19 protein-coding genes are annotated in these 21,840 nt (G+C 35.1%); 2 read left to right on the top strand and 17 right to left on the bottom strand.

The annotated features are described in order from the left end of the window. Positions 1-284 precede the first annotated feature (284 nt). From BMY85_RS01220 to BMY85_RS01200, 5 genes are all read right to left on the bottom strand, one after another. Positions 285-761 carry an LURP-one-related/scramblase family protein gene (locus BMY85_RS01220; RefSeq protein ID WP_092475243.1) on the bottom strand — a complete coding sequence of 159 codons (477 nt, stop codon included), beginning with the start codon at positions 759-761 and terminating at the stop codon, positions 285-287. A gap of 68 nt (positions 762-829) precedes the next feature. Then, positions 830-1,702: a hypothetical protein gene (locus tag BMY85_RS01215; RefSeq protein ID WP_092475241.1), complete on the bottom strand. Its 873-nt coding sequence runs from the start codon at positions 1,700-1,702 to the stop codon at positions 830-832. Between the two features lie 133 nt (positions 1,703-1,835). After that, on the bottom strand, positions 1,836-3,662 hold the full coding sequence (locus BMY85_RS01210) for an ABC transporter ATP-binding protein (protein WP_092475236.1): 1,827 nt from the start codon (positions 3,660-3,662) through the stop codon (positions 1,836-1,838). Between the two features lie 18 nt (positions 3,663-3,680). Continuing rightward, on the bottom strand, positions 3,681-5,870 hold the full coding sequence (locus BMY85_RS01205) for an ABC transporter ATP-binding protein (RefSeq protein ID WP_092475234.1): 2,190 nt from the start codon (positions 5,868-5,870) through the stop codon (positions 3,681-3,683). Beyond that, on the bottom strand, positions 5,867-6,343 hold the full coding sequence (locus tag BMY85_RS01200; protein ID WP_092475232.1) for a MarR family winged helix-turn-helix transcriptional regulator: 477 nt from the start codon (positions 6,341-6,343) through the stop codon (positions 5,867-5,869). The genes BMY85_RS01205 and BMY85_RS01200 overlap by 4 nt, the downstream gene beginning before the upstream one ends. A 507-nt stretch (positions 6,344-6,850) precedes the next feature. Here BMY85_RS01200 and glmS point away from each other — a divergent pair. Next, on the top strand, positions 6,851-8,671 hold the full coding sequence (glmS, locus tag BMY85_RS01195) for a glutamine--fructose-6-phosphate transaminase (isomerizing) (protein WP_092475231.1): 1,821 nt from the start codon (positions 6,851-6,853) through the stop codon (positions 8,669-8,671). Positions 8,672-8,998: 327 nt separating this feature from the next. Here the strand turns inward: glmS and BMY85_RS01190 are convergent, their stop codons facing one another. The 4 genes from BMY85_RS01190 to BMY85_RS01175 all read right to left on the bottom strand — a co-directional run bounded on the left by BMY85_RS01190 (position 8,999) and on the right by BMY85_RS01175 (position 12,584). Continuing rightward, positions 8,999-9,499: an SEC-C metal-binding domain-containing protein gene (locus BMY85_RS01190; RefSeq protein ID WP_092475230.1), complete on the bottom strand. Its 501-nt coding sequence runs from the start codon at positions 9,497-9,499 to the stop codon at positions 8,999-9,001. Positions 9,500-9,807: 308 nt separating this feature from the next. Then, positions 9,808-11,433 (bottom strand): tyrosine-type recombinase/integrase, encoded by a 1,626-nt coding sequence (locus BMY85_RS01185; protein WP_092475228.1) that lies wholly within the window; start codon positions 11,431-11,433, stop codon positions 9,808-9,810. A gap of 69 nt (positions 11,434-11,502) precedes the next feature. Next, positions 11,503-11,727 carry a hypothetical protein gene (locus BMY85_RS01180; protein ID WP_092475226.1) on the bottom strand — a complete coding sequence of 75 codons (225 nt, stop codon included), beginning with the start codon at positions 11,725-11,727 and terminating at the stop codon, positions 11,503-11,505. Between the two features lie 605 nt (positions 11,728-12,332). Further along, the gene (locus tag BMY85_RS01175) at positions 12,333-12,584 is read right to left on the bottom strand and encodes a helix-turn-helix domain-containing protein (protein WP_092475225.1); all 252 of its coding nucleotides are present in this window, start codon (positions 12,582-12,584) and stop codon (positions 12,333-12,335) included. A 153-nt stretch (positions 12,585-12,737) separates the two neighbouring features. On the opposite strand from BMY85_RS01175, the gene BMY85_RS01170 reads away from it, so the two are divergent. Beyond that, entirely contained in the window at positions 12,738-13,058 is a 321-nt protein-coding gene (locus BMY85_RS01170; RefSeq protein WP_092475224.1) for a helix-turn-helix domain-containing protein, read from the top strand. Positions 13,059-13,186: 128 nt separating this feature from the next. Here BMY85_RS01170 and BMY85_RS16005 read toward each other — a convergent pair whose 3' ends face one another. The 8 genes from BMY85_RS16005 to BMY85_RS01135 form a co-directional block, all read right to left on the bottom strand. Next, positions 13,187-13,318: a hypothetical protein gene (locus BMY85_RS16005; protein WP_278280368.1), complete on the bottom strand. Its 132-nt coding sequence runs from the start codon at positions 13,316-13,318 to the stop codon at positions 13,187-13,189. Between the two features lie 18 nt (positions 13,319-13,336). Beyond that, positions 13,337-14,053, bottom strand: coding sequence for a LytR/AlgR family response regulator transcription factor (locus BMY85_RS01165; RefSeq protein WP_092475223.1), 717 nt, complete (start codon positions 14,051-14,053; stop codon positions 13,337-13,339). Next, the gene (locus BMY85_RS01160; RefSeq protein ID WP_092475220.1) at positions 14,031-15,371 is read right to left on the bottom strand and encodes a sensor histidine kinase; all 1,341 of its coding nucleotides are present in this window, start codon (positions 15,369-15,371) and stop codon (positions 14,031-14,033) included. The genes BMY85_RS01165 and BMY85_RS01160 overlap by 23 nt, the downstream gene beginning before the upstream one ends. Continuing rightward, complete coding sequence (locus tag BMY85_RS01155) at positions 15,361-18,990, bottom strand: DEAD/DEAH box helicase (RefSeq protein ID WP_092475218.1); 3,630 nt, start codon at positions 18,988-18,990, stop codon at positions 15,361-15,363. The genes BMY85_RS01160 and BMY85_RS01155 overlap by 11 nt, the downstream gene beginning before the upstream one ends. A 49-nt stretch (positions 18,991-19,039) precedes the next feature. Continuing rightward, positions 19,040-19,357: a type II toxin-antitoxin system RelE/ParE family toxin gene (locus tag BMY85_RS01150; protein ID WP_092475215.1), complete on the bottom strand. Its 318-nt coding sequence runs from the start codon at positions 19,355-19,357 to the stop codon at positions 19,040-19,042. After that, the gene (locus BMY85_RS01145; protein WP_092475212.1) at positions 19,347-19,607 is read right to left on the bottom strand and encodes a type II toxin-antitoxin system prevent-host-death family antitoxin; all 261 of its coding nucleotides are present in this window, start codon (positions 19,605-19,607) and stop codon (positions 19,347-19,349) included. The genes BMY85_RS01150 and BMY85_RS01145 overlap by 11 nt, the downstream gene beginning before the upstream one ends. A gap of 177 nt (positions 19,608-19,784) precedes the next feature. Next, positions 19,785-20,486, bottom strand: coding sequence for a helix-turn-helix domain-containing protein (locus BMY85_RS01140; protein WP_092475209.1), 702 nt, complete (start codon positions 20,484-20,486; stop codon positions 19,785-19,787). 168 nt (positions 20,487-20,654) lie between these two features. Next, a complete protein-coding gene (locus BMY85_RS01135) occupies positions 20,655-21,839 on the bottom strand; it encodes a hypothetical protein (protein ID WP_092475207.1) in 1,185 nt (394 codons plus the stop codon). Position 21,840: the final 1 nt, after the last annotated feature.

Genomic DNA, 21,840 nt, shown 5'->3' with positions numbered 1-21,840 from the left:
AAAAGAAGCAACCTAATCCATTCATTTTCCTGCTAATTATAGATTGTTTTGGTTTATTATGTCAACTTGCAACTTTGGAAAATTAAAATACATGATATCCTTATCAGTGGAGAGGCAAGACTGGCGAATGCTCTCGGAAATGATTAACATACACTGTGTTTTTTCATTTTTAACGGATTTTTGACATTTCTGTTTCCTTAATTTTTTTGTAGTCACTATTTTTTATATGATGGCAGATTACCATTCCTCCATCACCAAAAACGGCAGTCAATCAGGAAATTATGCTAGTTTCTTCCACTGCAATTCGCCGCATCAATGGCAATTACTAACAGCAGTCCCATAACCTCGTCTTCTGGATTCGCAAAATTTAAAGTATAGGTATCGCCCCAATGAAACAGTTCTTTTGTGATATGTATGATACTGGAACATCCACTCATTACATCATAATCCCAGCCCATAAAATCCCCTTCTACCCGCCAGCCATTATAATCAATCTCATACTGTGAACGGAATAAGGAAAACTTTCTCTGTATGGTTCCAATATGGCATCCGCTAATCTCTATCTCAAAGGCAGGAAGAAACGCAAATACCTTCTGATGGATGGCTCCAATCTCACGTCCTGTGCTCTTTTCATACACATGTATATTATGTCCCAATGATAAAAACTCTGCTTTCACAAAATATTTAGGGTTTTCAAACTCATCAAATACATCATAAGTATCTGTCCACGAAAACACCCTTTGCTTTATATATAATTTCATCTGTTCCTCCTAATCCCTATCTAGCCCAAAAGCAGCCTGTATTCTGTCTATCTCTTTCTTCTTAAATGTTAATTATGAATTGCGGCAACTTTCATCTGTCCATTATCATCTAACTGGATCCAGACATTATACTGCCCATCTCCGAGCATAACGCCATCCGTTTCATTTCCCGGCATCAGGTTTGGATATGCAGCTGCCATTGAGGACACAAAACCGTCTGTAAAGATAACTTCTCCTCCTAATGCTTTAAATCCTTCCTTCGTTTTTATGGTCTGAATTGCCTGATTCACACGGACTTTTATAGGAAAGGATACATAACTGGAAAATGTTTTGAAATCAAATCCATTTATGGAATCCAGTACCTTCTGTGCAAATGCTTCTACCTCATCATTCTCTCCAATTGTATACAAATGTTCCTTATCCTCTGTATCATTAATAGCTTCCAATGTCAGTTCAACCTCTTTTATCTCTGATTCTGCTTCATAAAAATATCCTTTCAGCACATCATCCTTCTGCTGTTTTAGCAGGAAATAATACTGATCATTGTGAAAACGCACGCCATCTTCTAAAAGCTCACATAAAAACGACAGTTCTTCCGAATGAAAAGCTCCAACAAACGCAGTCTGTGCTTCCTTCTTCTCCTTGTCTATCCAAAGATCCAGAATTACTTCCTCATCTTTAATCATTCCTCTATACAGATTGTGTGCCTTATTTTGTGCCGAAACCGGTTCTCCCTTTAATCCATCTAATGCATCTATATCAACAGCTGGCACTTGAGGATCTTCTGTCACAGCAATATCTAGCGAAGCTGTTGTTTTTACTGTTTTTCCAGATTCTCCCGTTTTTTCCTTCGTATCACTTCCATGCTTATGGCATCCGTTCAAAACAGCAGAAGATACACAGACTGCCAGAAACATAACTAAGTAAATCCTTTTTTTCACTCCACACTCTCCTTTATCTGTGTCCGTTGTTCCCATTATAATACAAACTGGAAAAAGAGACAAGAAAAAACAAACTATCCAATAATATTCAATTACTGAATAGTTTGTTCATATTTTCTATCTTATATATCTTTTAAGCTGTCTGATCAAACTGGCTGTTATAAAGCTGTGCATAAAAACCATCCTGCATCATTAACTCATCGTGATTTCCCTGTTCAATGACATCTCCATCTTTCATTACCAGAATCAAATCAGCATCTCGAATCGTGGATAAACGGTGGGCAATGACAAAACTGGTTCTGCCCTTCATCAAATTATCCATTGCCTTCTGTATTAAGATTTCTGTTCTTGTGTCAACAGAACTTGTAGCCTCATCCAAAATCAAAATCTTATTATTAGCAAGAATTGCTCTAGCTATGGTTAAAAGCTGTTTCTGCCCTTGAGATACATTTGAGGTTTCTTCATTTAATTCCATTTGATATCCACCAGGAAGCGCCTGAATAAAATAGTCAGCATGGGCCGCTTTCGCTGCTGCGATAACTTCTTCATCTGTGGCATCCAGTTTTCCATAACGGATATTTTCCATAATACTTCCTTTAAATAACCACGTATCCTGTAAAACCATGCCAAACAGTTCACGTAATTCACTACGATTAAAATTACGAATGTCATGGCCATCTATCTTGATAGAACCGGAATTCACATCGTAGAAACGCATTAAAAGTTTTACCATCGTAGTTTTTCCTGCACCAGTTGGTCCAACAATAGCAATTTTCTGGCCTTCTTTAATGTCCGCATTAAAATTATTAATAATTGCATGATCTGGTTTATAGCCAAAGGAAACATTTTCAAACGTTACATTTCCTTCTGCTTTAGAAACATCTGCCGGATTTTCTGCTGTCTGATCTTCTTCTGTTTCACCTAAAAATTCAAATACTCGCTCTGCTGCCGCTGCAGTAGACTGTAACATATTAGATACTTGTGCCAGCTGTCCAATCGGCTGTGTAAAACTTCTTACATATTGTATAAAAGATTGAATCCCGCCAATTGACATTTTACCACGCACTGTTAAAATGCCACCGATAATTGCTACCGCAACGTATCCAATGTTACCGATAAAATTGGTAATTGGCATCATCATGCCAGAGAAAAACTGAGATTTCCAGGCAGATTCAAAAAGCACCTCATTGGTCTCATTAAATTCTTTAATTACCTGATCCTCATGATTAAAAACACGCACTACATTCTGGCCGCCATACACTTCTTCCACCTGGCCATTGATATGGCCAAGGTATTCCTGCTGTGCCATAAAATACTTTTGTGATTTTTTCACAGTAAATGCAACCAAAACACCAGATAATGGAACAATCAATACAGACACCAATGTCAGCAATGGACTTAATGTCAGCATCATGATAAAAATACCAATTACGGAAATGACGGAAGTGATTAACTGTGTAACACTCTGGTTGAAACTCTGTCCAAGCATATCAATATCATTGGTTACACGAGATAAAATCTCTCCATGTGTCTTCGTATCGTAATAATTCATTGGCAGACGGCTCATTTTCTCTGAAAGATCTTTTCTTAACCGATAACAGGTTTTCTGTGCGATTCCTGCCATTATATATCCTTGAATCCATCCAAAAAATGCACTTACTACATATAAAGCAAGGCAGATAAGAATAACACGGCCAATCCTGTCAAACTCAATCGCCCCAGTCCCACCGAATTTTGCCTCCATGCCTTCCGCCAAAATATCCGTGGCTTTTCCTAATACTTTTGGTCCTATAATATTAAACACGGTACTGCCTACAGCAAATAAAAATACAATAAAAATGCTGATACGATAAGGTCTCATATATTGCATCAATTTGGATACGGACCCTTTAAAATCTTTTGCTTTCTCAACTGGAACACCATGGCCACGTCCTCTTCGCTGTGCTCTGTTTTCAGCCATATCTTTCACTCCCTTCTATTAATTTCTGGCATAACCAGCTAACTCACTTGCTGATAACTGGGAAGATGCAATTTCATAATATACATCACAGTTCTTAAGAAGTTCCTCATGTGTTCCCTTGCCTGCTATTTCGCCCTCATCTAATACAATAATCTGGTCTGCATTCACAATAGTACTGATTCTTTGGGCAACAAGCAAAATGGTGCTATCCCTTAATTCTTCATGAAGAGCTTTTCTAAGAGCAGCGTCTGTCTTAAAGTCTAATGCTGAAAAACTATCATCAAATACAAAAATTTCAGGTTCTTTTGCAATAGCTCTAGCAATAGAAAGCCTCTGCTTCTGCCCACCAGAAACATTCGTTCCTCCTTGCGCAATTACACTTTCATACTGGTTTTCTTTTCCTTCAATAAAATCTGCTGACTGTGCAATGCGAGCTGCTCGTTTTACAGCTTCCATATCTGCATCTTCTTTACCGTATTTAATATTGGACTCTATGGTACCTGAAAATAATACTGCTTTCTGAGGTACAAATCCTAATTTATCTCGTAATACTGCCTGTTTCATCTGGCGGACATCCACTCCATCTATCAGAACGGCTCCTTCTGTAACATCATAAAATCTTGGTACTAAATTAACCAATGTAGACTTTCCACTCCCCGTACTGCCTATGAAAGCTGTTGTCTGGCCTGGTTTTGCAGTAAAGGAAATATTTTTCAAAGTATACCCGTCTGCTCCCGGGTACTTAAAGGATACGTTCTTGAATTCTACAAATCCTTTCTTCTCTGACATAGGCTCTACTGGGTTTTCGGGATCAAAAATGCTGCTCTTAGCCTGTAATATTTCATCCACACGATTTGCTGATACCCCAGCTCTTGGAAGAAAAATGGATATCATAGTAATCATCAGGAAAGACATTACAATCTGCATTGAATAAGTAATAAATGCAATCATATCTCCAATCTGCAAGGTACTATTCTCTACAGCATGAGAACCAAACCAGATAATTGCAACGCTAGTAAAATTGATAATTACCATCATGGTTGGAAACATAATACTCATCATTCTAGTTGTAAACAGCATAGTCTTAGTTAAATCTGTATTAGCTTTGTCAAAGCGTTTTTCTTCATATCGCTCTGTACTAAATGCCCTAATAACTGGCATGCCTGTAAGAATTTCTCTCGTAACCAGGTTTAAACGGTCCATTAAGGTCTGCATCATTTTAAATTTCGGCATAACAACCGCAAACAAAAGAACTACCACTACTACAATCGCTGCCACAGCAATTACAATAATCCAGGACATAGAGGTATTGGTGTCTAATACTTTTAAAACTCCACCAATTCCAAGAATAGGGGCATATAAAACCATTCGGAGAAGCAGCACGATTACCATCTGCAGCTGCTGAATATCATTGGTACTTCTTGTAATTAAAGATGCTGTGGAGAATTTATCAAATTCTGCACTTGTGAAGGATACTACTTTTTCAAATACCATGCTTCTTAAATTACGGCCTATTTTACCTGCTGCCTTAGAAGCTAAGCAGGACACAATTACGGTAACTAACATTGCCAGAAGTGATAATCCAAGCATTTTCCCACCTGCTGTCAGAATATATTTATTCTGTCTGGCTTCCAAATCTGCTCCAATTGCTTTGTATTCTGTAACAGCATACTTTGTACCAATTTTGGACAGCATGCTTTCGTTTACATCTTTTAGCTGCTTATTCATTTCCTCTAGCATAGCTTTTCGGCTTTCTGCAGGAGCTGACATAACAGCTGCAAGATCTTTATTTTTTTGTGCAAGTGCAGAAACAAGCATGACAGATTTTACAAAAGCCGGTTCAACCTCTTTTGTAATCTCTTTATTCCCTTTCCATTCATATAAAATCTCTGTTTCTGCACTAGGGTATTTCTTTTTGTAATTTTTTCGTTCTTTCTCTGTCAGGCTTTCCATATCGATTTTCTTATAATTTTCCTGAACCGATTTTAAGTCTTCATCAAAAATAAAATTTTCCAATACCATAAGCTGTGATTCACGAATGCACTCTGGCATGGAAGTTTCAATACCATTTGCCCCAATTCCAACATTGACAATATTGGATGTATATTGCGGCAGGGCAAGCTCGCAGAATGCCTGAACAATCAATAGAAGGAATATTAGCAAAACTGCAGTTTTCTGCTGCATGATATAACTAAATATTTTCTTCATACTTGTTTTTTCCTTTCTTCATTATTTTTAATTTCTTCTTCCATAGCCTCCCGCATTTTACTGCAGAGCAGCATAAACTGATTCATATCCTCTTCACCCATTCTGTCAAATACATTAGTAAGGAAACGGTCTGCCTGTTCCTTATTCTGTCTAAGTGCTTCTATTCCATTAGCCGTAATCTGCACGAATGTTATTCTTTTATCCTGTCTGTTCTCAAAACGTGTAATAAGATCCTTTTCTTCAAGAAGTCTTATTTTTTTTGATACGTCAGACTTAGAAGTTTCTAAATACTGGCTAATGTCACTGACTTTTACGCCTTCCCCTCTCTCTTTTTCCTGATTTCGCAGGCTTAAATGCTGAATAGCAATAAGGGTCATAAAAACTGCTGGTGCTAATGAAGAAGAACGTATTTTACAAGTCGTCCGCTTAAATGAATGAATCAGTTCTAAAAACTCGTCATATTTTTTTTCCATATACCATCCTTCCTGTTTCGCAATTCCAAATTAGTTGACCATGTAAACTATTGAACTGGTAAACTATATTTTATACTTTTGAGAAAAAAAGTCAATGAAATTTTTCTTAAATTTTTCTTATCATCGGCCTCATTATCTTCAATTTGACAGAACAGCATTTTAATGATAACATCATTATGCACTGAACTTGTAACATTACATATTATTATTGTAGTATTACGACAAATTCATTCACAAAACCAGCCCAGGTTTTTATCACTTATAAACAAATTGTTTGCAGGTAACCGACAGAAATGTCTTTGTTCCAGACTCAGTGCCTTTTGCGGAACAATAAAATTAGCGCCAGAGCCTTTTGGGTCTTAGCAAGGCTGACGAGGAGGAAAGTGATCGAAAATTCGGCGGATGCTTTCTCGCGGAACCGGACGTGTAACTTGCTGTAAAAGCTTCGGGTAACTGGAAAACAAATACAGCATAACCGGTAATTCAATTAATAAAGGAGAGTTTATTATGTGTGGAATTATTGGATTTACTGGTATTTTAGATGCCAAAACTGTATTAACGGAAGGATTAAAGGAGTTAGAGTATCGTGGCTATGACAGTGCTGGAATTTCATTCTTTACAGATAATGGAATTCGTACTGTCAAGGCAACAGGAAAAGTTTCGAATCTCTGTGACAAAGTAAAAGAAGAATCGAAGGAAACAGCTGCCTGTGGAATTGGCCATACCCGCTGGGCAACTCATGGCGGGGTTTCTGATGTAAACTGCCACCCTCATAAAGCAGGCAAAGTTACTTTAATTCATAACGGAATCATTGAAAACTACAAAGAATTACAGGAAGAGCTGGCAAAAGACGGCCAATTTCCTGTATCCCAGACTGATTCAGAAATTGCTGCAATGGTAATCAACAGCTGTTACAATGGCAATCCAGTCCAGGCAATTAAGGATGCTGTCAAAAAACTAGATGGTGCATATGCTTTCTGTATCATGTTTGAAGATCATCCTGATGTAATCTATGCAATCCGTAACGGCAGTCCCCTTGTTGCTGCATCTTGCGAAGAAGGTTCTGTAATTGCATCCGATATGGTTGCCTTAATCAAATATTCGAAAGATTATTTTGTTTTACCAGAACGTCATATTGCAAGATTAACTAAAAATGAAATTGTGGTCACTGATATGGAACACCGTGTTATTATGCCAAAGATGCTTCATGTAAACTGGGATGTTGCTGCTGCCAGAAAAGGCGGCTACGATTACTTTATGTTAAAAGAAATCCACGAACAGCCTGATTCTCTTCGTAATACGATTGCTCCACGTGTGGTAGACGGTTTACCTGATTTTACAGCGGATCAGATTCCAGATTCTATGTTTGATGGTATCCACAAAATTGTAATTACTGCCTGTGGTACTGCTATGCATGCAGGCCTTATTGGAAAAAACATGATTGAAAAACTGACACGAGTTCCTGTAAGCGTTGAAATCGCATCAGAATTCCGTTATGCCAGCCCAATCATTGATGAACATACATTAGTAATCACCATTTCCCAGTCTGGTGAAACAGCAGATACACTTGCTGCACTTCGCCTTGCCCGTGAAAATGGTTCTAAGACCTTGTCTATTGTAAATGTAAAAGGATCTTCTATTGCAAGGGAAAGTGATTATGTATTATATACACATGCAGGTCCTGAAATTGCGGTTGCCAGTACAAAAGCTTATACAGTACAATTATCAGCTCTTTACTTATTTGCATTCCGTTTTGCACTTGTTACAGGCAAATTAACAGAAGAAGCTGCCCGTGACTATATTGGAAAATTAGAGCATGCTATTTCCATTGTAGAAGAAGTGCTAAGCTATGATAAACAGATCGAAACCATTTGCCAACGCCTGAAAACAGCAGAAGACTTATTCTTTATTGGCCGTGGACTTGATTATGGATTATCCTGCGAAGGTTCCATTAAATTAAAAGAAATCAGCTACATTCACTCTGAAGCTTATGCCGCTGGTGAATTAAAACATGGTACTATTTCCCTGATTACAGATAATATTCCTGTTATTGCTTTAGCTACTCAGGAAAATGTATTGCCTAAAATGATTTCTAACATCCGCGAAGTCCGTTCTCGTGGAGCTATGGTTATTCTGGTTACAAACGCAGAAGTTACGGTAGATGCTTCTCTATGTGACCACTTAATTAAACTTCCTGCCATTGCAGATGAGTTTGCACCATTTGCTGCCGCAGTTGTATTACAGTATATCGCATACTATACTGCTATTTCTCGTGGGTTAAATGTTGATCAGCCTAGAAACTTAGCAAAATCCGTTACGGTAGAATAAGGATTAAAAAACGAAACTTTCCTAAAGAACAAAGTCTGAGTTCCTCAGGCTCTCGCAACTGGAATGTACTCGGAGGAACTCCGACTTTGCCGTGCCAGATGGGTGTCGCTGTTTTTTAGCTGTCGCTGTTTTTTAGCTGTCGCTGTTTTTTAGCGACTATCTTCCTTACCCATCTGTGTGCATCCTGTGCCCTTCTTTTTCAGGGCACTTTTTATTTGATAAGGAAGGACTCACAGAGGACTTTCTTATCAAATAAAAAAGGCTTGAACCAGATATTGCTCATACTGGTTCAAGCCTTTTTGGCTTCATTCACTCTGCCGGCTTTCATTATCTGCCACAGCAGAATTTATATTTTTTGCCCGATCCGCATGGACATGGATCGTTACGGCCTACTTTTTTCTCTTTTACAACTGTACCGGATTTTTTCTGTTCACGGTATAATTCTTTTCTTCTTTCTTCTGTTAATAAAGCATCCCACTGAGGTAATGTATATAACCATTCTGCTTTGGCATCTACCATGTTTTTATATAATAATTCTTTATCGAATCCTAAATTAACAACGGTATCCTTGTCCATCTCATCAATTGGATTCGGATTTACCAAGCTGTCATTGATTCCATCTAAGAAACCAACCATTAAGCTTAATTTCATATCATATTTTGCAGCTAATTCTTCTACTGTTCCTGTTACTACATTTTCAGGATCTGCAAGGATTTGTTCGTATACAGCTTTCTCTACATTAAAATAGTTTGCCCAAAATAATTGTCCTTCTCTTTTATTGGTATCAAGACTGTAAGCATACTCACGCCATTCTGTTAATAAACTCATTTCAAATTACCACCTTTAATATCTTCATTGTATTTTTCGTATAAAACCCAAGATACAGTATATCACATCTGTAAATTAACTTTCAAGGAAACACAAAAAAAAGATATTTTTTTTTTAATAATTTGTATATTCTTTTTTTTCTCGGTAATAATAGTACTATCAGATACATCACCGAGCGAAATGGTGTACCTGATAGTAAAATGCTAAGCTTTCCATTTGGATCCCCCTCCAAAAGAAAGCATATTACAAAAGAAAAGTTAAATACTTATCCTCCCCTTTTATGCCCCCTAGTGTAGCTCCCTACTGCATTAGGGGGTTCTAGCATTTTCTGATGTTTTAGTCTGTACTTGGTCTGTACTTTTCATTCTTTTATACTTAACACAATACTCAACAATAACATCTTTCATTACATCATTAAAAGCCCATATGTTCCTGCAAGAATCAGCTCTCATAATTCCTTCTCTTATCATACTTATGATATACTTGTCTATTCCAACATCTTTTTTATATTTGCGGAAGAACACAATTATCAGGTCTTCAACATCTGAAGCATACTGATAACATAAATATTTTCTTAATGGATATCCAAAAATATTAATATCATAATCTATGCCAAATTCTTTAAGCCGATTTTTACGTGTAAAAGCGATTGGACTATCTAGTAATCTTTTACTTTCATCTGACAATTCAAATGTATCTGCTGATACATTTATCTGCCGTAAATCATTTCGATTCCATTTTCTAACTTTATCAGGAATATACTCAAGTGGTTTTGAAACGCTATCTAACTTTGATTCTACTTCCTGCATTGCATTTGTTTTCTCTTCATCTAAAACATGTGCGTATAAGTCCATTGTCGTTGCAAGCTTACGATGCCCTAATATTGTTTTTAATATTTGAGGCTGCATTTTGCTTTCAATGTTACGTGTAGCAAAAATATGGCGCAACGTATGAAAAGTTATATTAGGGAAATCTGGATATTTCTTTCTGATTTGCCGTACAATTGTTTTCATCTTATTGCAGACCATGGAATTATTAATTGGATACCCTGAAGGTGATGTAAAAATTAAGTCTTCCAATCCAGGATAAGGCTTCCAGTATGATCCTAATAACTCTTTTTGCTCCAGCTGTTTTTTTCGAGCATTTTCAAAAGCTTCTGCTGCACCATCAAGAAGCGGTATCATTCTTTCAGATGTCTCTGTTTTTGGCTCTCCTAGATAATATTCTCCGCCTTTCTTATAACATAAAGTATGATTCACGCATATCATTTTGTTATTAAAGTCTATATCTGACCATCTCAATGCTCTGATTTCTCCGGAACGCATTCCTGTATAAAGTGCAACAACTATTAAATTATATAGTTCACTTTTCTGTGCACACGTTATAAATACTTGTTGTTGCTCTCTTGTTGGGACTTTTTTCTTCTTCGTCTTTTTCGCCTTGGGCATTATTGTTTTAGCCAATGGATTAGAAGATATCAAATCATCCTTAAATGCTTGTTCAAACATTCCGTTCAGAATTGCTCTTACAACTTCTAAAGTATTTCTAGCATATCCAGCTTTATCCATTTTATTGTAAATTGACTGAATTGTAGTACCTTTTACTTTACTAATTGATAGTTTTCCTATTTCCTTTTTAATATGTGTGTTATACGTATTTAAGTATAAAGTTGCAGAACCTAGTTTTACTTGTGGTTTTTTATAATGCTCAAACCAGAACTCAAACCAATCATTCACCTTCATACTTGAATTGTCTGAATTCTTACCATGCTTAACTTCATACTTCTTATCCTCTAGCTTCTTCTTACAGATAGACAATTTCTTACTAGACACAGTATATCTTTCTCCATTATACTTAAATGCTCCTTCATAAACCCCATTCTTCTTCTGTGTAATTCCTTGTGGTAATTTCTTACCGTTTAAATCTACAGCCATGCATATTCCTCCAAGAAGAACAATGCATAATATTAATCTCTTAAATATTATAACTAAATAGTTAAGAGATTAATAGTCGTTTGCATTACATTCGTTCTTATTACATTCTTCGTCTATGTAGCTTCTTACCTTTTCTACTGATATAAGTACCCTTTTTCCGATCTGTATTCTTGCTCCAGAATTTTTAGCTACTATGTCAGCTGTTGCTAATCCACAGCCTAACATTTCTGCTAATTCTGTTCTAGTTACACACAACCTGTTTTCATTTATCTTAACTGTATTTGTTTTATTCATCTTTCACCATCCTTCACTTGAATAATTGTTCACTCTGCTTTTATCCTGACTTGTGACAGGTTAGCTTACCTAAGTAGCATTAATCCAATTAAATTAAAAAGATAAAATGCTTACAAACACTTTATCTTTTCTTTTTCAATATTTTATTCCATTTAGGAAATGGAATTAACCTTGCAAGTTATTGGCGGTGTCTCTCTATGAGCAGCACCATCTTTTTATTTTTACAAAGTTATAACATTCTCTTCTACATAGACATTCAATATTCGCTAGAATGTCAACTCTGCCAGGAAGAAAAACATGACAAACTACAACAATAAAACAATGCTCCAAACTTCCTGCCTCATCGGGTATTAACTTTTCAAGGTTCTATGTGTTGATTGTTGATTATTTCTTAATTTACTTCGTTATCAACTGTGCCAAACACACAACATTTATGTGCTTGGAATATCTGATAAAAAGAGCAATACCAAAATATTTTGGGGAGTCTCGGTATTGCTCAAAATAGGGATAAAACGAACGGGAAAGCTTGAAACATGTAGCATATAGCTTTTTTATTTGCTACTAAACCCATGCATTTCTCATAATATTAATCTATCATACAGCATTTAGTTTTTTTGCTTGTCGCTAAACCCTTCTACAATATCCATTAATTCATCCAATTCAACAGGCAAGTTTTTACATATACATATTAATTCACTTCCACTAATAATTGCATTTTGATTAAATAATCTCATTAATCTTTGATAATTTATGTCTGTACAATTAGATACATATGTATATTTAATTCCTTTTGAATCAATAACACCTTTTATTAATTCAATAATTTTACTATTCATATCTTTATTCCTGTTACTCATTTTTTCTCCTTAAAAGCGAATAATTCGTATCTATCTATATTATATATACGATTTATTCGTATGTCAACTATTTATAGTCAGAATTATTCGCACTTATTCTATTGACTAGTTTTATGCTTTTCTGTATTATTTTCTTAGGAGGTGAAACCATACATGGCAAATAAAAAATTCGGCGAAACATTACAAGAATTAAGACTAAAAAAAGGATATACTCAAAAAAATGTAGCTGAATTATTAGGATTAAAAAATAAAAGTACAGTTAGCTCCTGGGAAGTTGGTAAATCCGAACCTGATGGATATACACTTCTAAAATTACTCAAATTATACGATGTTACAAATGTTTATGAAGCTTTTGGAGAAGTTACTCCAAGACCTCATCAAATCAATGAAAAATACAACAAACTTAATAGCAACTACAAAAAATTAGTTGAAAACCAGATTGATCAACTTCTTGATATCCAAAACAAACACTAGACATAACCTGATTATATTTTTAAATATAATTTTCTTCAATAAATCTTGTCTTTTTTGTTGAGTTACTTGTCTTTTTTGTAAAAAAAAGAGCTTGCACTACACAATGTAATGTAAGCTCGAACACTTCCTTATAACTTTTTCTTTAACTTCTCTGCGTTTTTAGGATCCTTCTGAACAAATAGCACCCAGGGACAAAAGTTATTGACTCCTAACTCCGCCCACTTTCTTCCTAAATCCGCCACTTTCTTTTCAATATCCATATTCCTGCACCTCCTTTCCTATATAGTATCAAGAAACGAAAAATACTTCTCCTTCACATCATTTAAACGACTTCTTGCTATGCGAAAACTAAGTTCATCTGTTAAATACATATTACAATCCTCAATCTTTGTTACATAATGCAAATTAACTAATGTACCTGAATTGATTTTTAAAAAATTTTCCATCAAGCTATTTTCTACATCACTTACTTTCCCATTAATGGAATAATCGCACTGTTTCGTAACTATACGAATTTTTCTATTTACTCTTTCAACGTAAATAATGTTATTTTGTCTAAGCGTCACTTTCTTTCGTTCATATAAGAATTCAAATGTTGATGTTTCATATTTGATTCCCTTTAAATAGACAAGCACTTTTTTAATTATACGTTCTAAGTGCAATTCATTAACTGGTTTCTCCAAATATCCAAACACTTGCAGACGAAATGCATCTAATGCATATTCACTATGTCCTGTAATAAAAATAATAGCAATCCACTTATTAATACTTTGAAACCTCTTTGCCAATTGTATTCCCGTTACATCGTTATCGTTAAAATCTATATCTAAAATTGCAATATCAGCAGTTTTAATTGCACCGTAGCTAATATTTTTTACGTTTGTATAACACTGTATGTTCCTCTTAATCCCTAACTTACTCAACAATGTATTTAATTTATTTTGATTGCTTTGTAACACCGACTGCTCATCATCACAAACTATTATCCTTATCATCTATTACATCCCTCCCAGGAATATAAATTTCAACAGAAAATTCATCGTTCTTTGAGCTAAAAAAGCATTTACCCGAATAGCATCTCACAACTTTTTTAACAATGTCAATTCCTAAGCCATGCTTCTCCTTATCCACTTTTGTCGTAACGTATTTTCCTTTTCTTAACTTAATCTCCTTATAGTTATTGTTACAAATAATAAAATAACCTTTCGTATCCAGATCTGGTTTTATAATTATATTAACATATCCATCTTCACATTTGCTGGCTGCTTCAACGGCATTATCTAATATGTTACATAAAATAGTGCATATATCTTTGTCTTTAAGTATAAAGTCATCTATCATTATTTCAGGCCAAAAAGCAACCCCTTTGTCTTTCGCATAACTTTTTCTCTGACTTAGTACTATTGCAACATTTCGATTATGTAAGCCTGGAAAATTCTCTAAAGCAGCTACATTAATTCTTTCAGATAAAATTTCATTTAAATACTGTTTTGCATTTTCTGTTTTTTGCTCATCCAACAAAACTTTCATCAACCTCAGATGTGAAACTACATCATGCCTAAAATGTTGCAATTCTGCCATTGTAGCTTCCCATATGCTATTTGAGTTCATTTCTATTTCAATGTCATGTATCCTGCCCCTAAGCTCCTGCTCTGCTTTCTTTCGTCCATTAATTATAATTATAGCATATGTAATCAAACACAAAACTACAATTTGCCCAAATACAAACAATAGTAGCAAAAATTCATTATCACCTAACAGATAAATTTTATTAAAGAGAATGACACTTGGCAGCTCATAGAGTATTGTCCCAAATATTATTGGTATAAATTCTCCTGTCTCAATTTTATGCCTTTTTCTGAAGAATAATATCACTAATAAATACAAAACTAGTTTGGAGAATAATGTTGCCACTGAATTCAACATTCCTTCTGAAGATATTGCTTCAACACTTTGTTTACACAACATAAGGACTCCAACAACGATAAAATCAGAACATAAGGACAAAATAAACATCGTGCCAACCAAGAAAAGTTTCCTCATTAACGAATCTACATAAAATTTATAAACAAATATAAACACATACAAAAGCAAGACAACTGTAAATACAGTATCTAATTCAGACATTTTTCTTACTGCAATTGCCCTTATAAAAGCAATCAGCCAATCACCGAATATGTATAAACAGTACATATATAGTTTGTTAAACTTTCTCACAAGAAATCTGTCAAAAGCATTTAGCCAAATAAACGCTTCAACAAATACTGCACATAATAGCAAAAACGTTACACAGTTCATCGCATCACCTTTCATCTTTCTTGCATTCTAATACCCTCTCATAAACCAACTTTAAGCATTTATTCTTTTCCCATACTTCATAATCCCCTATGACATACAGACGATACTTCGCCCTTGTTACCGCCACATTTACAATATTACTCTTAACCCAATCAACAGCCCCTTTAGAATTTTTGTCACATCCAAGAAGAAAGATAACCTCCGCTGCCTCTTTTCCTTGAAATTTATGTACAGTACCACAATTATCCCTGCACCATTTCTCTGCTTCCTGCTTATACTTTGTATTTTCCATCCTATCCATAACTAATGACTTCAATTCATTCACTACAGAAGTAAACGGCGATATCACATAGAGGTCTGGAATCCCATTATACTTTTCAAAACCAGCACTAATAATCTTTAAAGCTTTTTCTCCCTGCTCCGGAACATAATGATTTTTACTAGAGGTACTTATTTCGTTTCCAGTTACAGAACTCCAGTACGAATACTGCAGTATAAAGCACTTGGATATTTCACTATTCTCATCTGGTTTTTTTGTTTGATTTTTCATTGTATTTCCATAAGATAGCTGATTTGAAATAGAGAACATCGGCTCAATGCAGCGTCTATGCACTACTAACGGACACCCAACCCACTCTTTCTTTCCTGTATCTTCATCATCAACAATATACGAACCGAAAGGATTAATTTTATCTGCAAAATTCTGTACTGAAAGCATATCAGAAACAATATAAGGATGTAAAATTTCATCCTCGAATATTTTTCTCATATGTTTAATACTTGTTGTAACAACTGGCTCAACTTGCTTTGGATCTCCAACAATGACAGCCTGACGGCATCGATACAAAGCACCTAATGCAATATGTGGTAATGCCTGGCCTGCTTCATCCACAATAAGCATTCCAAGCTTCCCTGGTTCAATAATATCCCTAAAAAAAGTCTGTACAGAAGCAAATGTTGTAGAAATAACTGGAACAAATAGAAATAGTGTATTAAACAGATGTGAAAACGCATCGTTTCTGTCTTTTCCTATAATTCTTACACTATCCCCTTTTGAATTACATCGCTGATTCCACATATAAGCTAAATTTACAAAATTAGAGCGAACAGCTTTGGATGCTAATATAAATTCTTTATGTACCTGTAACGCATAGTAAAATAATTTTTCCCTAGCACGATCCAATTCATTACTGTGCCAAATATTCTTAATCTGTGCCCGGATATTTCGCTTATTATCATCACTGTAATAATCGTCCCAAAATTCTTCATCTGGTGCATTCCACTTTTCCTTTATGCTTTGTTTATCTTTCTCATATTTCTGATTCTTCAAAGCAACCTTCCTTCTGCATTCTTCAAGTTCTTCCCAAAATCTTACTATAGAAACTTTACTGTTACGTACCTTTTGTTCAATCACAGATTGATTGTTTGTAATCCAATTGCGCTTTTCACGTTGATTTTGCCATTCAGAATTAAGCCTATTCTTTATAACTTCGATTTCAGCAAGCCTTTTTTGAATCGGTAACATCTCTAGTTGTTGCTGCTCTCGATAACTTTTAGCTGCCTCAAGATTTTTTACTCTTTCTGTCTTTTTTCCAATCAAATGCAGGAAATTATCTTTCAAATTCATCTTCTTTTCCAAATCTATTACACACTGTTCAATGCTCTGAATCCTTACATTATAAGAATCAAGATGCTGTTTCTCAACGTTTTCTTTCTCTGTATACTCATTATAAACGGCCCTTATCCTTGCAATTTCCGTATCTACCTGCTCTAATTGCTGTACATTTAGTAGAGTCTCATGTCTATACGCATCAATGTTCTGTTCAGCAATACTAATCTTATGTGTTAAAAGATTTATTTGTTCATTCAACTGCTTTATCTCATGATTATATCTTTCCTCCAAACAAGAGTCCTGCTCCATCTGCTCTTGCAAACCCTGAACCAAATGCAATTGTTTCCTAAACTCATCCACCGCAGCTTTATATTTCATCTGGTGCTTTGCTCTCTCCCTGCCATTCATAAACTCATTTATCAGTGGATTCAGAACATAATAGCCAAACCATTCAATATTTAATGCCTTTCCCAAAGGTGCAGAGAGCATTCCCCATTCACGAAATACTTCTGTATCTACTTCACTCTTCGTCAATAACCGATGTGCAAGCCAGGAAAAATAAATATCTGGTTTTTCTATTGAAATCTTCTCACTCTTTTTCTGATCCACCTTAACGCTATATATCTCTGTATTTGTAACTTTTGATAGATCAAACATTTTTTCAATTTCTTCTAGTCCTGGATTATCTTTAGAATTTCTTAGTCCCTTGCATAAGTTTTCGCCGTTAGGTAATTCCCTTGTTATATTCTCTACTGCAGCATTATTATTAGATGCCACAAGCATTCCATAATCATTTATTTTCTCATTCTTAAACCTATAGTAACAACAGTCATTATTATCATAGCCATGATTCTTTAATGTACCACAATGAAAATAACATTCATAAAAGGCATCATCAGGATTCTTATATTCAGCTAAAAGCTTCGCACGTTCAATAATATTACTCACAATAATTTCTTTCAATAATGTCGTTTTCCCTGTCCCTGGAGGTCCATTTACTGAAAATATAGGATATGTGGAATTCCTTGATGATAGTGCAAGATTAATTGCCACTTGTTGCATGAATGATGCTGTATACTCTGATGGCCATTTTCCTATTGGCATTTTATCTGGTGCCAACACTTGCTCCAATACTTTCCTTTCCATCCTTATATCTACTTTATCTTCACGATCTGGAATTCCCTCTACTTGTGAAACTATATAGTCTATCACATTTTTCTGCATTTTGTTGTAGTTTCCAAATGCTCCTGACTCTATTTTCCCTTTAACAAGCAATAAGTCATTGGTATAATAGCTTCTTGCCAATGCACTATAATCATCGCTATTACCATCTCTCTTTTCCATATCCTCTTTTGTCGCATATAGATGATAAATCAGTACCCCTTTACATTCTGCTTTTTGGTTAAATAATGGCAACATATAATCCTGATTAATTTTATCAACTAACTCATTCATTACCTCAGCTGATACAATCCCTTTGCTCATTAAATACTGCTCATAGATTTCTATACACTTAACATATTCTTCTTGAGTTATCTTACTTCTTGCCTCACTCCCATACTTATAAATCATCATGATTCCCCATATAAGTGGAGATAAGCTAAATGTTTTTTCTTCATACTGCCCTTGGGAACTCACTCTAAATCCAATCAGTGCAATATCACTTTGATCCTTATTTCCTTCATATTCTTGAATATGTAATAGCTCGTCAATTTTACTTTCACACATGTTTCTTTTGATTCTGGCAATACATACATGCTTCTTTTGGCTTAACCACTGATTTCTTAAAAATACTCTCTTATCTTCCTTAAATATCTGTTCTAAATCCGTATTAGGTGTTATCTCATGAAACAGATTTATTACACGTCTCCGTTTTACTTGTATTTCCCCTCGTGAAAACTTCTGTTCATCCCGTACAATTTTCTTATTTTCTGGTTTTTCCTTTGGAAATTCTTTCTGATCCAAAAATTCAACCATATTCCAGAATGATATTATTTTACTTGCAAGTTGTGTCTTATCCATTAATGTTCTCCCCTATGTAATGAAATAATGTTATTAATACGTCAATCTATTACATATCTGGAAAGAGAATATGAATAAAGTCTCTCTTCCCATACAAAATTCGGTCAATATATACTTTTTGTTGATCCACCCTATAGAAAATCAAATAATTTCCGCATACCAAAAATCTATAATCATTGTTTACTTCTATCAAAGCAGATAAGCAAGTCCCCATATGTGGAAACTCTTTCAGGTTATCTGCAGCATCCATAATTCTTCCTACCGTCTGCTCCGCTGCATCCTGATTACACAGTTCCAAAACAATATAGTTCCAAATTTCATCCAGATCCTCTAATGCTCTAGGTGAGTAACAAATCTTATTCTTCATTTCGTCTTTCCATAAAATGTGCTCTCACATCACTGGATGAAAGCCATCCCTTTTCCTCTCCTGTTTTTTTCCCTTTTGCAAGCTCATCCATAAGTGCAAGTGTTGCCTGGCTCTTTTCGTAATCCTGTATAGCAACAATCGCATACTTTCCACGGCCATTCTTGGTAAGGAATACTGGTGCTCCAACACTCACATCGCGAAGCACTTCACTATAATTTCTTAGATCCGATATTGGTTTAATATTTGGCATAATTCACCTTTCCTTTCTGTTTACTTACTTTTAGTATATGCAAAAAAGACGTGAAATTCAATGTTAAATTTCGCACCTTATCTGTTATTTTAGTATATATATTATATTTATATTTTCTTTTTCAATATCTATACTCATCGTATAATTTGGGTGTCATAGTGACGCCCCTAACAGAAATTAAGGCGGAAAAAAAGCACCCATGATCTTTCTTGATGCTATGCTACTAATGCTATTATGATTTCCAATTGTTATTAAATTGTCCTGCCCCCCTTTCCCTGGCTGTATGTCTCGTCCGTCTAAAATGCATATAAACCAAGCCAACAAAGATACGGAAAAGAAAATTTCTTCTTTGTTTATCTGCTCTTGATTCGGTTCCTTAAATGGTACTTCTTCCTGTGCACATTCTATAGAATCCTCTTCCTGGGTTCCAGACATAATTAAATCATCTAAGTCTATACTTTCCTGGTCTGCTTCTATAATTGTATCTGTATTCTCAATGTTAAGCAGTTCCTCAAGTTCTATTACTTCCATGGCCACAACAGTAGAATTTGCTTTTTCTTGTCTGCTCTCCAGTTCAATTTCCTTCTCACGCTGCATAATATTCTCAAACAGGAGAGTATTAAATGTGTAAAGATTAGATGTCTGTTTTCCAAATTTGAAACGTTCTTCTTTTATAATATACTCTTTCTCGGCCAACTTCTTGGTAGCTCTCTGTACAGTTCTTCTGCTCACACTACAGTCTTCTGCGATCTTATTTACACAAGGATAACATGCTCCAGACTTATTAGACTTGTACACAAAATACTGTGCAACAAGTTTTTCTTTTGCTGTAAGCTCGCAATCCTTACAGATAACATTTAACATCTCAAATTTTCTCATTTAACATTCTCCCCTGTTTTATCAGTTATTTGTTCTTTTCTACATAAATTTTTAAGACTTCTACCGCTTTCTCAATGGATATGCACTTTTTCCCAGTTTCCGAAAAGAAGCCATCTGCATTTTCCATTAGCTTGTCTGCTATATTATTTACAATTTGTGTTCTCCTATTTAACTACTTTTATAACACTCAAATATTTCACTTACATCAATTGGTTTTAGCAAATCCGGCTCGTATTCCCCATTTAACATTATGATATCATTTCCATGAAATCTTTCCTCCTGTTCAAGAAAATCCTGCTCTGAAAGGAAATTAAAAATTACTGCACAAGGCTTTTCCATGAAAAGCAATATATCCACTGCCTTATCCAATGCATTCTGCTCATATATCTTTCCTCCTGCTGTCAAGATTATCATGTCTGCAACTTCTTTTAAAATGCGGATTACCCAATCTGTATTTTCCTGAATGCTTCCCAAATCAAGCAGAATGAAATTTCTTCCATTATACTTGTCAAATTCTGTGTTTTCGTAATAATTAATATTTTTTCTTACATAATACTGATTTTCTTTTCTAAATCTAAATTTTTGTGCAATCAGCTTTAAATGGAAATGAGCATTTGCCTCTGTATAGGAAACCTTCGCCCCAGACTGGCTAAGCCACTCGGAAAGCTTAAAGGCCACTGTTGTAGTACCAGTTCTTCTTTCACTGCCTATGACTGCAACCATTAGATTGTTACAAGACCACTGCTGTTTCAATATGTTCAGCTCATTCCTATCTCCACATGCAGACGACAACTTAACAATGTTCTTCGGCTTGTGTTCCTGATTATTCTGCTGAACACGCATTTTTAATAACGGTGTTCCTCCAGATACCTTTATTCTATCTTTAGTAATTATTTCTCTATCAGTTCCGACTGATTCTTGCTCCGCCTCCCTTTCTTTTTCTATCTCTTGTTCCATATCTAATGTTTCCTTTTCAGAATCTTCTTCAGCATTTGCACTTAAGATATCCACTAGTTCTTTAGAAACAGATGAAAAAGATATGGAAAAGAAAATCTCGTTTGTTTCTCTTTCCATATCTTTTTCTGTAAGAACAACAATCTTGCTTTCCGGATACAACAGCTTAAATGCCTTAAATACTTCTAACAATTCTTCGCTGTTTACCAAAGTACTATCTTCAAGAATTCCTGCATCCATTATCAAAGCTTCCATTTCTGTATTTCGCAGTTCATTTTTTACTAAGGACAGCATGTCATCTGCCCCTAAATATGCATATGTATTTACGTTTAAAATGTACGTTTCTGCAAGGAATTCCAACCGTTCTTTGTTCTGTTCTGTCGCCATGTAAAATATCATT

It is taken from the genome of [Clostridium] polysaccharolyticum (assembly GCF_900111595.1).
GTDB classification, from domain to species: domain Bacteria; phylum Bacillota; class Clostridia; order Lachnospirales; family Lachnospiraceae; genus Clostridium_AI; species Clostridium_AI polysaccharolyticum.
The sequence above is the reverse complement of the archived record's forward strand: the minus strand, read 5'-3'. Positions and strand labels throughout refer to the sequence as shown.

What these genes read in the sequence shown, in the direction of transcription:
- BMY85_RS01220 (WP_092475243.1), bottom strand. Translation starts at nt 761, where the DNA reads ATGAAATTATATATAAAGCAAAGGGTGTTTTCGTGGACAGATACTTAT.
- BMY85_RS01210 (WP_092475236.1), bottom strand. Translation starts at nt 3,662, where the DNA reads ATGGCTGAAAACAGAGCACAGCGAAGAGGACGTGGCCATGGTGTTCCA.
- BMY85_RS01205 (WP_092475234.1), bottom strand. Translation starts at nt 5,870, where the DNA reads ATGAAGAAAATATTTAGTTATATCATGCAGCAGAAAACTGCAGTTTTG.
- BMY85_RS01200 (WP_092475232.1), bottom strand. Translation starts at nt 6,343, where the DNA reads ATGGAAAAAAAATATGACGAGTTTTTAGAACTGATTCATTCATTTAAG.
- glmS (WP_092475231.1), top strand. Translation starts at nt 6,851, where the DNA reads ATGTGTGGAATTATTGGATTTACTGGTATTTTAGATGCCAAAACTGTA.
- BMY85_RS01190 (WP_092475230.1), bottom strand. Translation starts at nt 9,499, where the DNA reads ATGAGTTTATTAACAGAATGGCGTGAGTATGCTTACAGTCTTGATACC.
- BMY85_RS01185 (WP_092475228.1), bottom strand. Translation starts at nt 11,433, where the DNA reads ATGGCTGTAGATTTAAACGGTAAGAAATTACCACAAGGAATTACACAG.
- BMY85_RS01180 (WP_092475226.1), bottom strand. Translation starts at nt 11,727, where the DNA reads ATGAATAAAACAAATACAGTTAAGATAAATGAAAACAGGTTGTGTGTA.
- BMY85_RS01175 (WP_092475225.1), bottom strand. Translation starts at nt 12,584, where the DNA reads ATGAGTAACAGGAATAAAGATATGAATAGTAAAATTATTGAATTAATA.
- BMY85_RS01170 (WP_092475224.1), top strand. Translation starts at nt 12,738, where the DNA reads ATGGCAAATAAAAAATTCGGCGAAACATTACAAGAATTAAGACTAAAA.
- BMY85_RS16005 (WP_278280368.1), bottom strand. Translation starts at nt 13,318, where the DNA reads ATGGATATTGAAAAGAAAGTGGCGGATTTAGGAAGAAAGTGGGCGGAG.
- BMY85_RS01165 (WP_092475223.1), bottom strand. Translation starts at nt 14,053, where the DNA reads ATGATAAGGATAATAGTTTGTGATGATGAGCAGTCGGTGTTACAAAGC.
- BMY85_RS01160 (WP_092475220.1), bottom strand. Translation starts at nt 15,371, where the DNA reads ATGAAAGGTGATGCGATGAACTGTGTAACGTTTTTGCTATTATGTGCA.
- BMY85_RS01155 (WP_092475218.1), bottom strand. Translation starts at nt 18,990, where the DNA reads ATGGATAAGACACAACTTGCAAGTAAAATAATATCATTCTGGAATATG.
- BMY85_RS01150 (WP_092475215.1), bottom strand. Translation starts at nt 19,357, where the DNA reads ATGAAGAATAAGATTTGTTACTCACCTAGAGCATTAGAGGATCTGGAT.
- BMY85_RS01145 (WP_092475212.1), bottom strand. Translation starts at nt 19,607, where the DNA reads ATGCCAAATATTAAACCAATATCGGATCTAAGAAATTATAGTGAAGTG.
- BMY85_RS01140 (WP_092475209.1), bottom strand. Translation starts at nt 20,486, where the DNA reads ATGAGAAAATTTGAGATGTTAAATGTTATCTGTAAGGATTGCGAGCTT.
- BMY85_RS01135 (WP_092475207.1), bottom strand. Translation starts at nt 21,839, where the DNA reads ATGATATTTTACATGGCGACAGAACAGAACAAAGAACGGTTGGAATTC.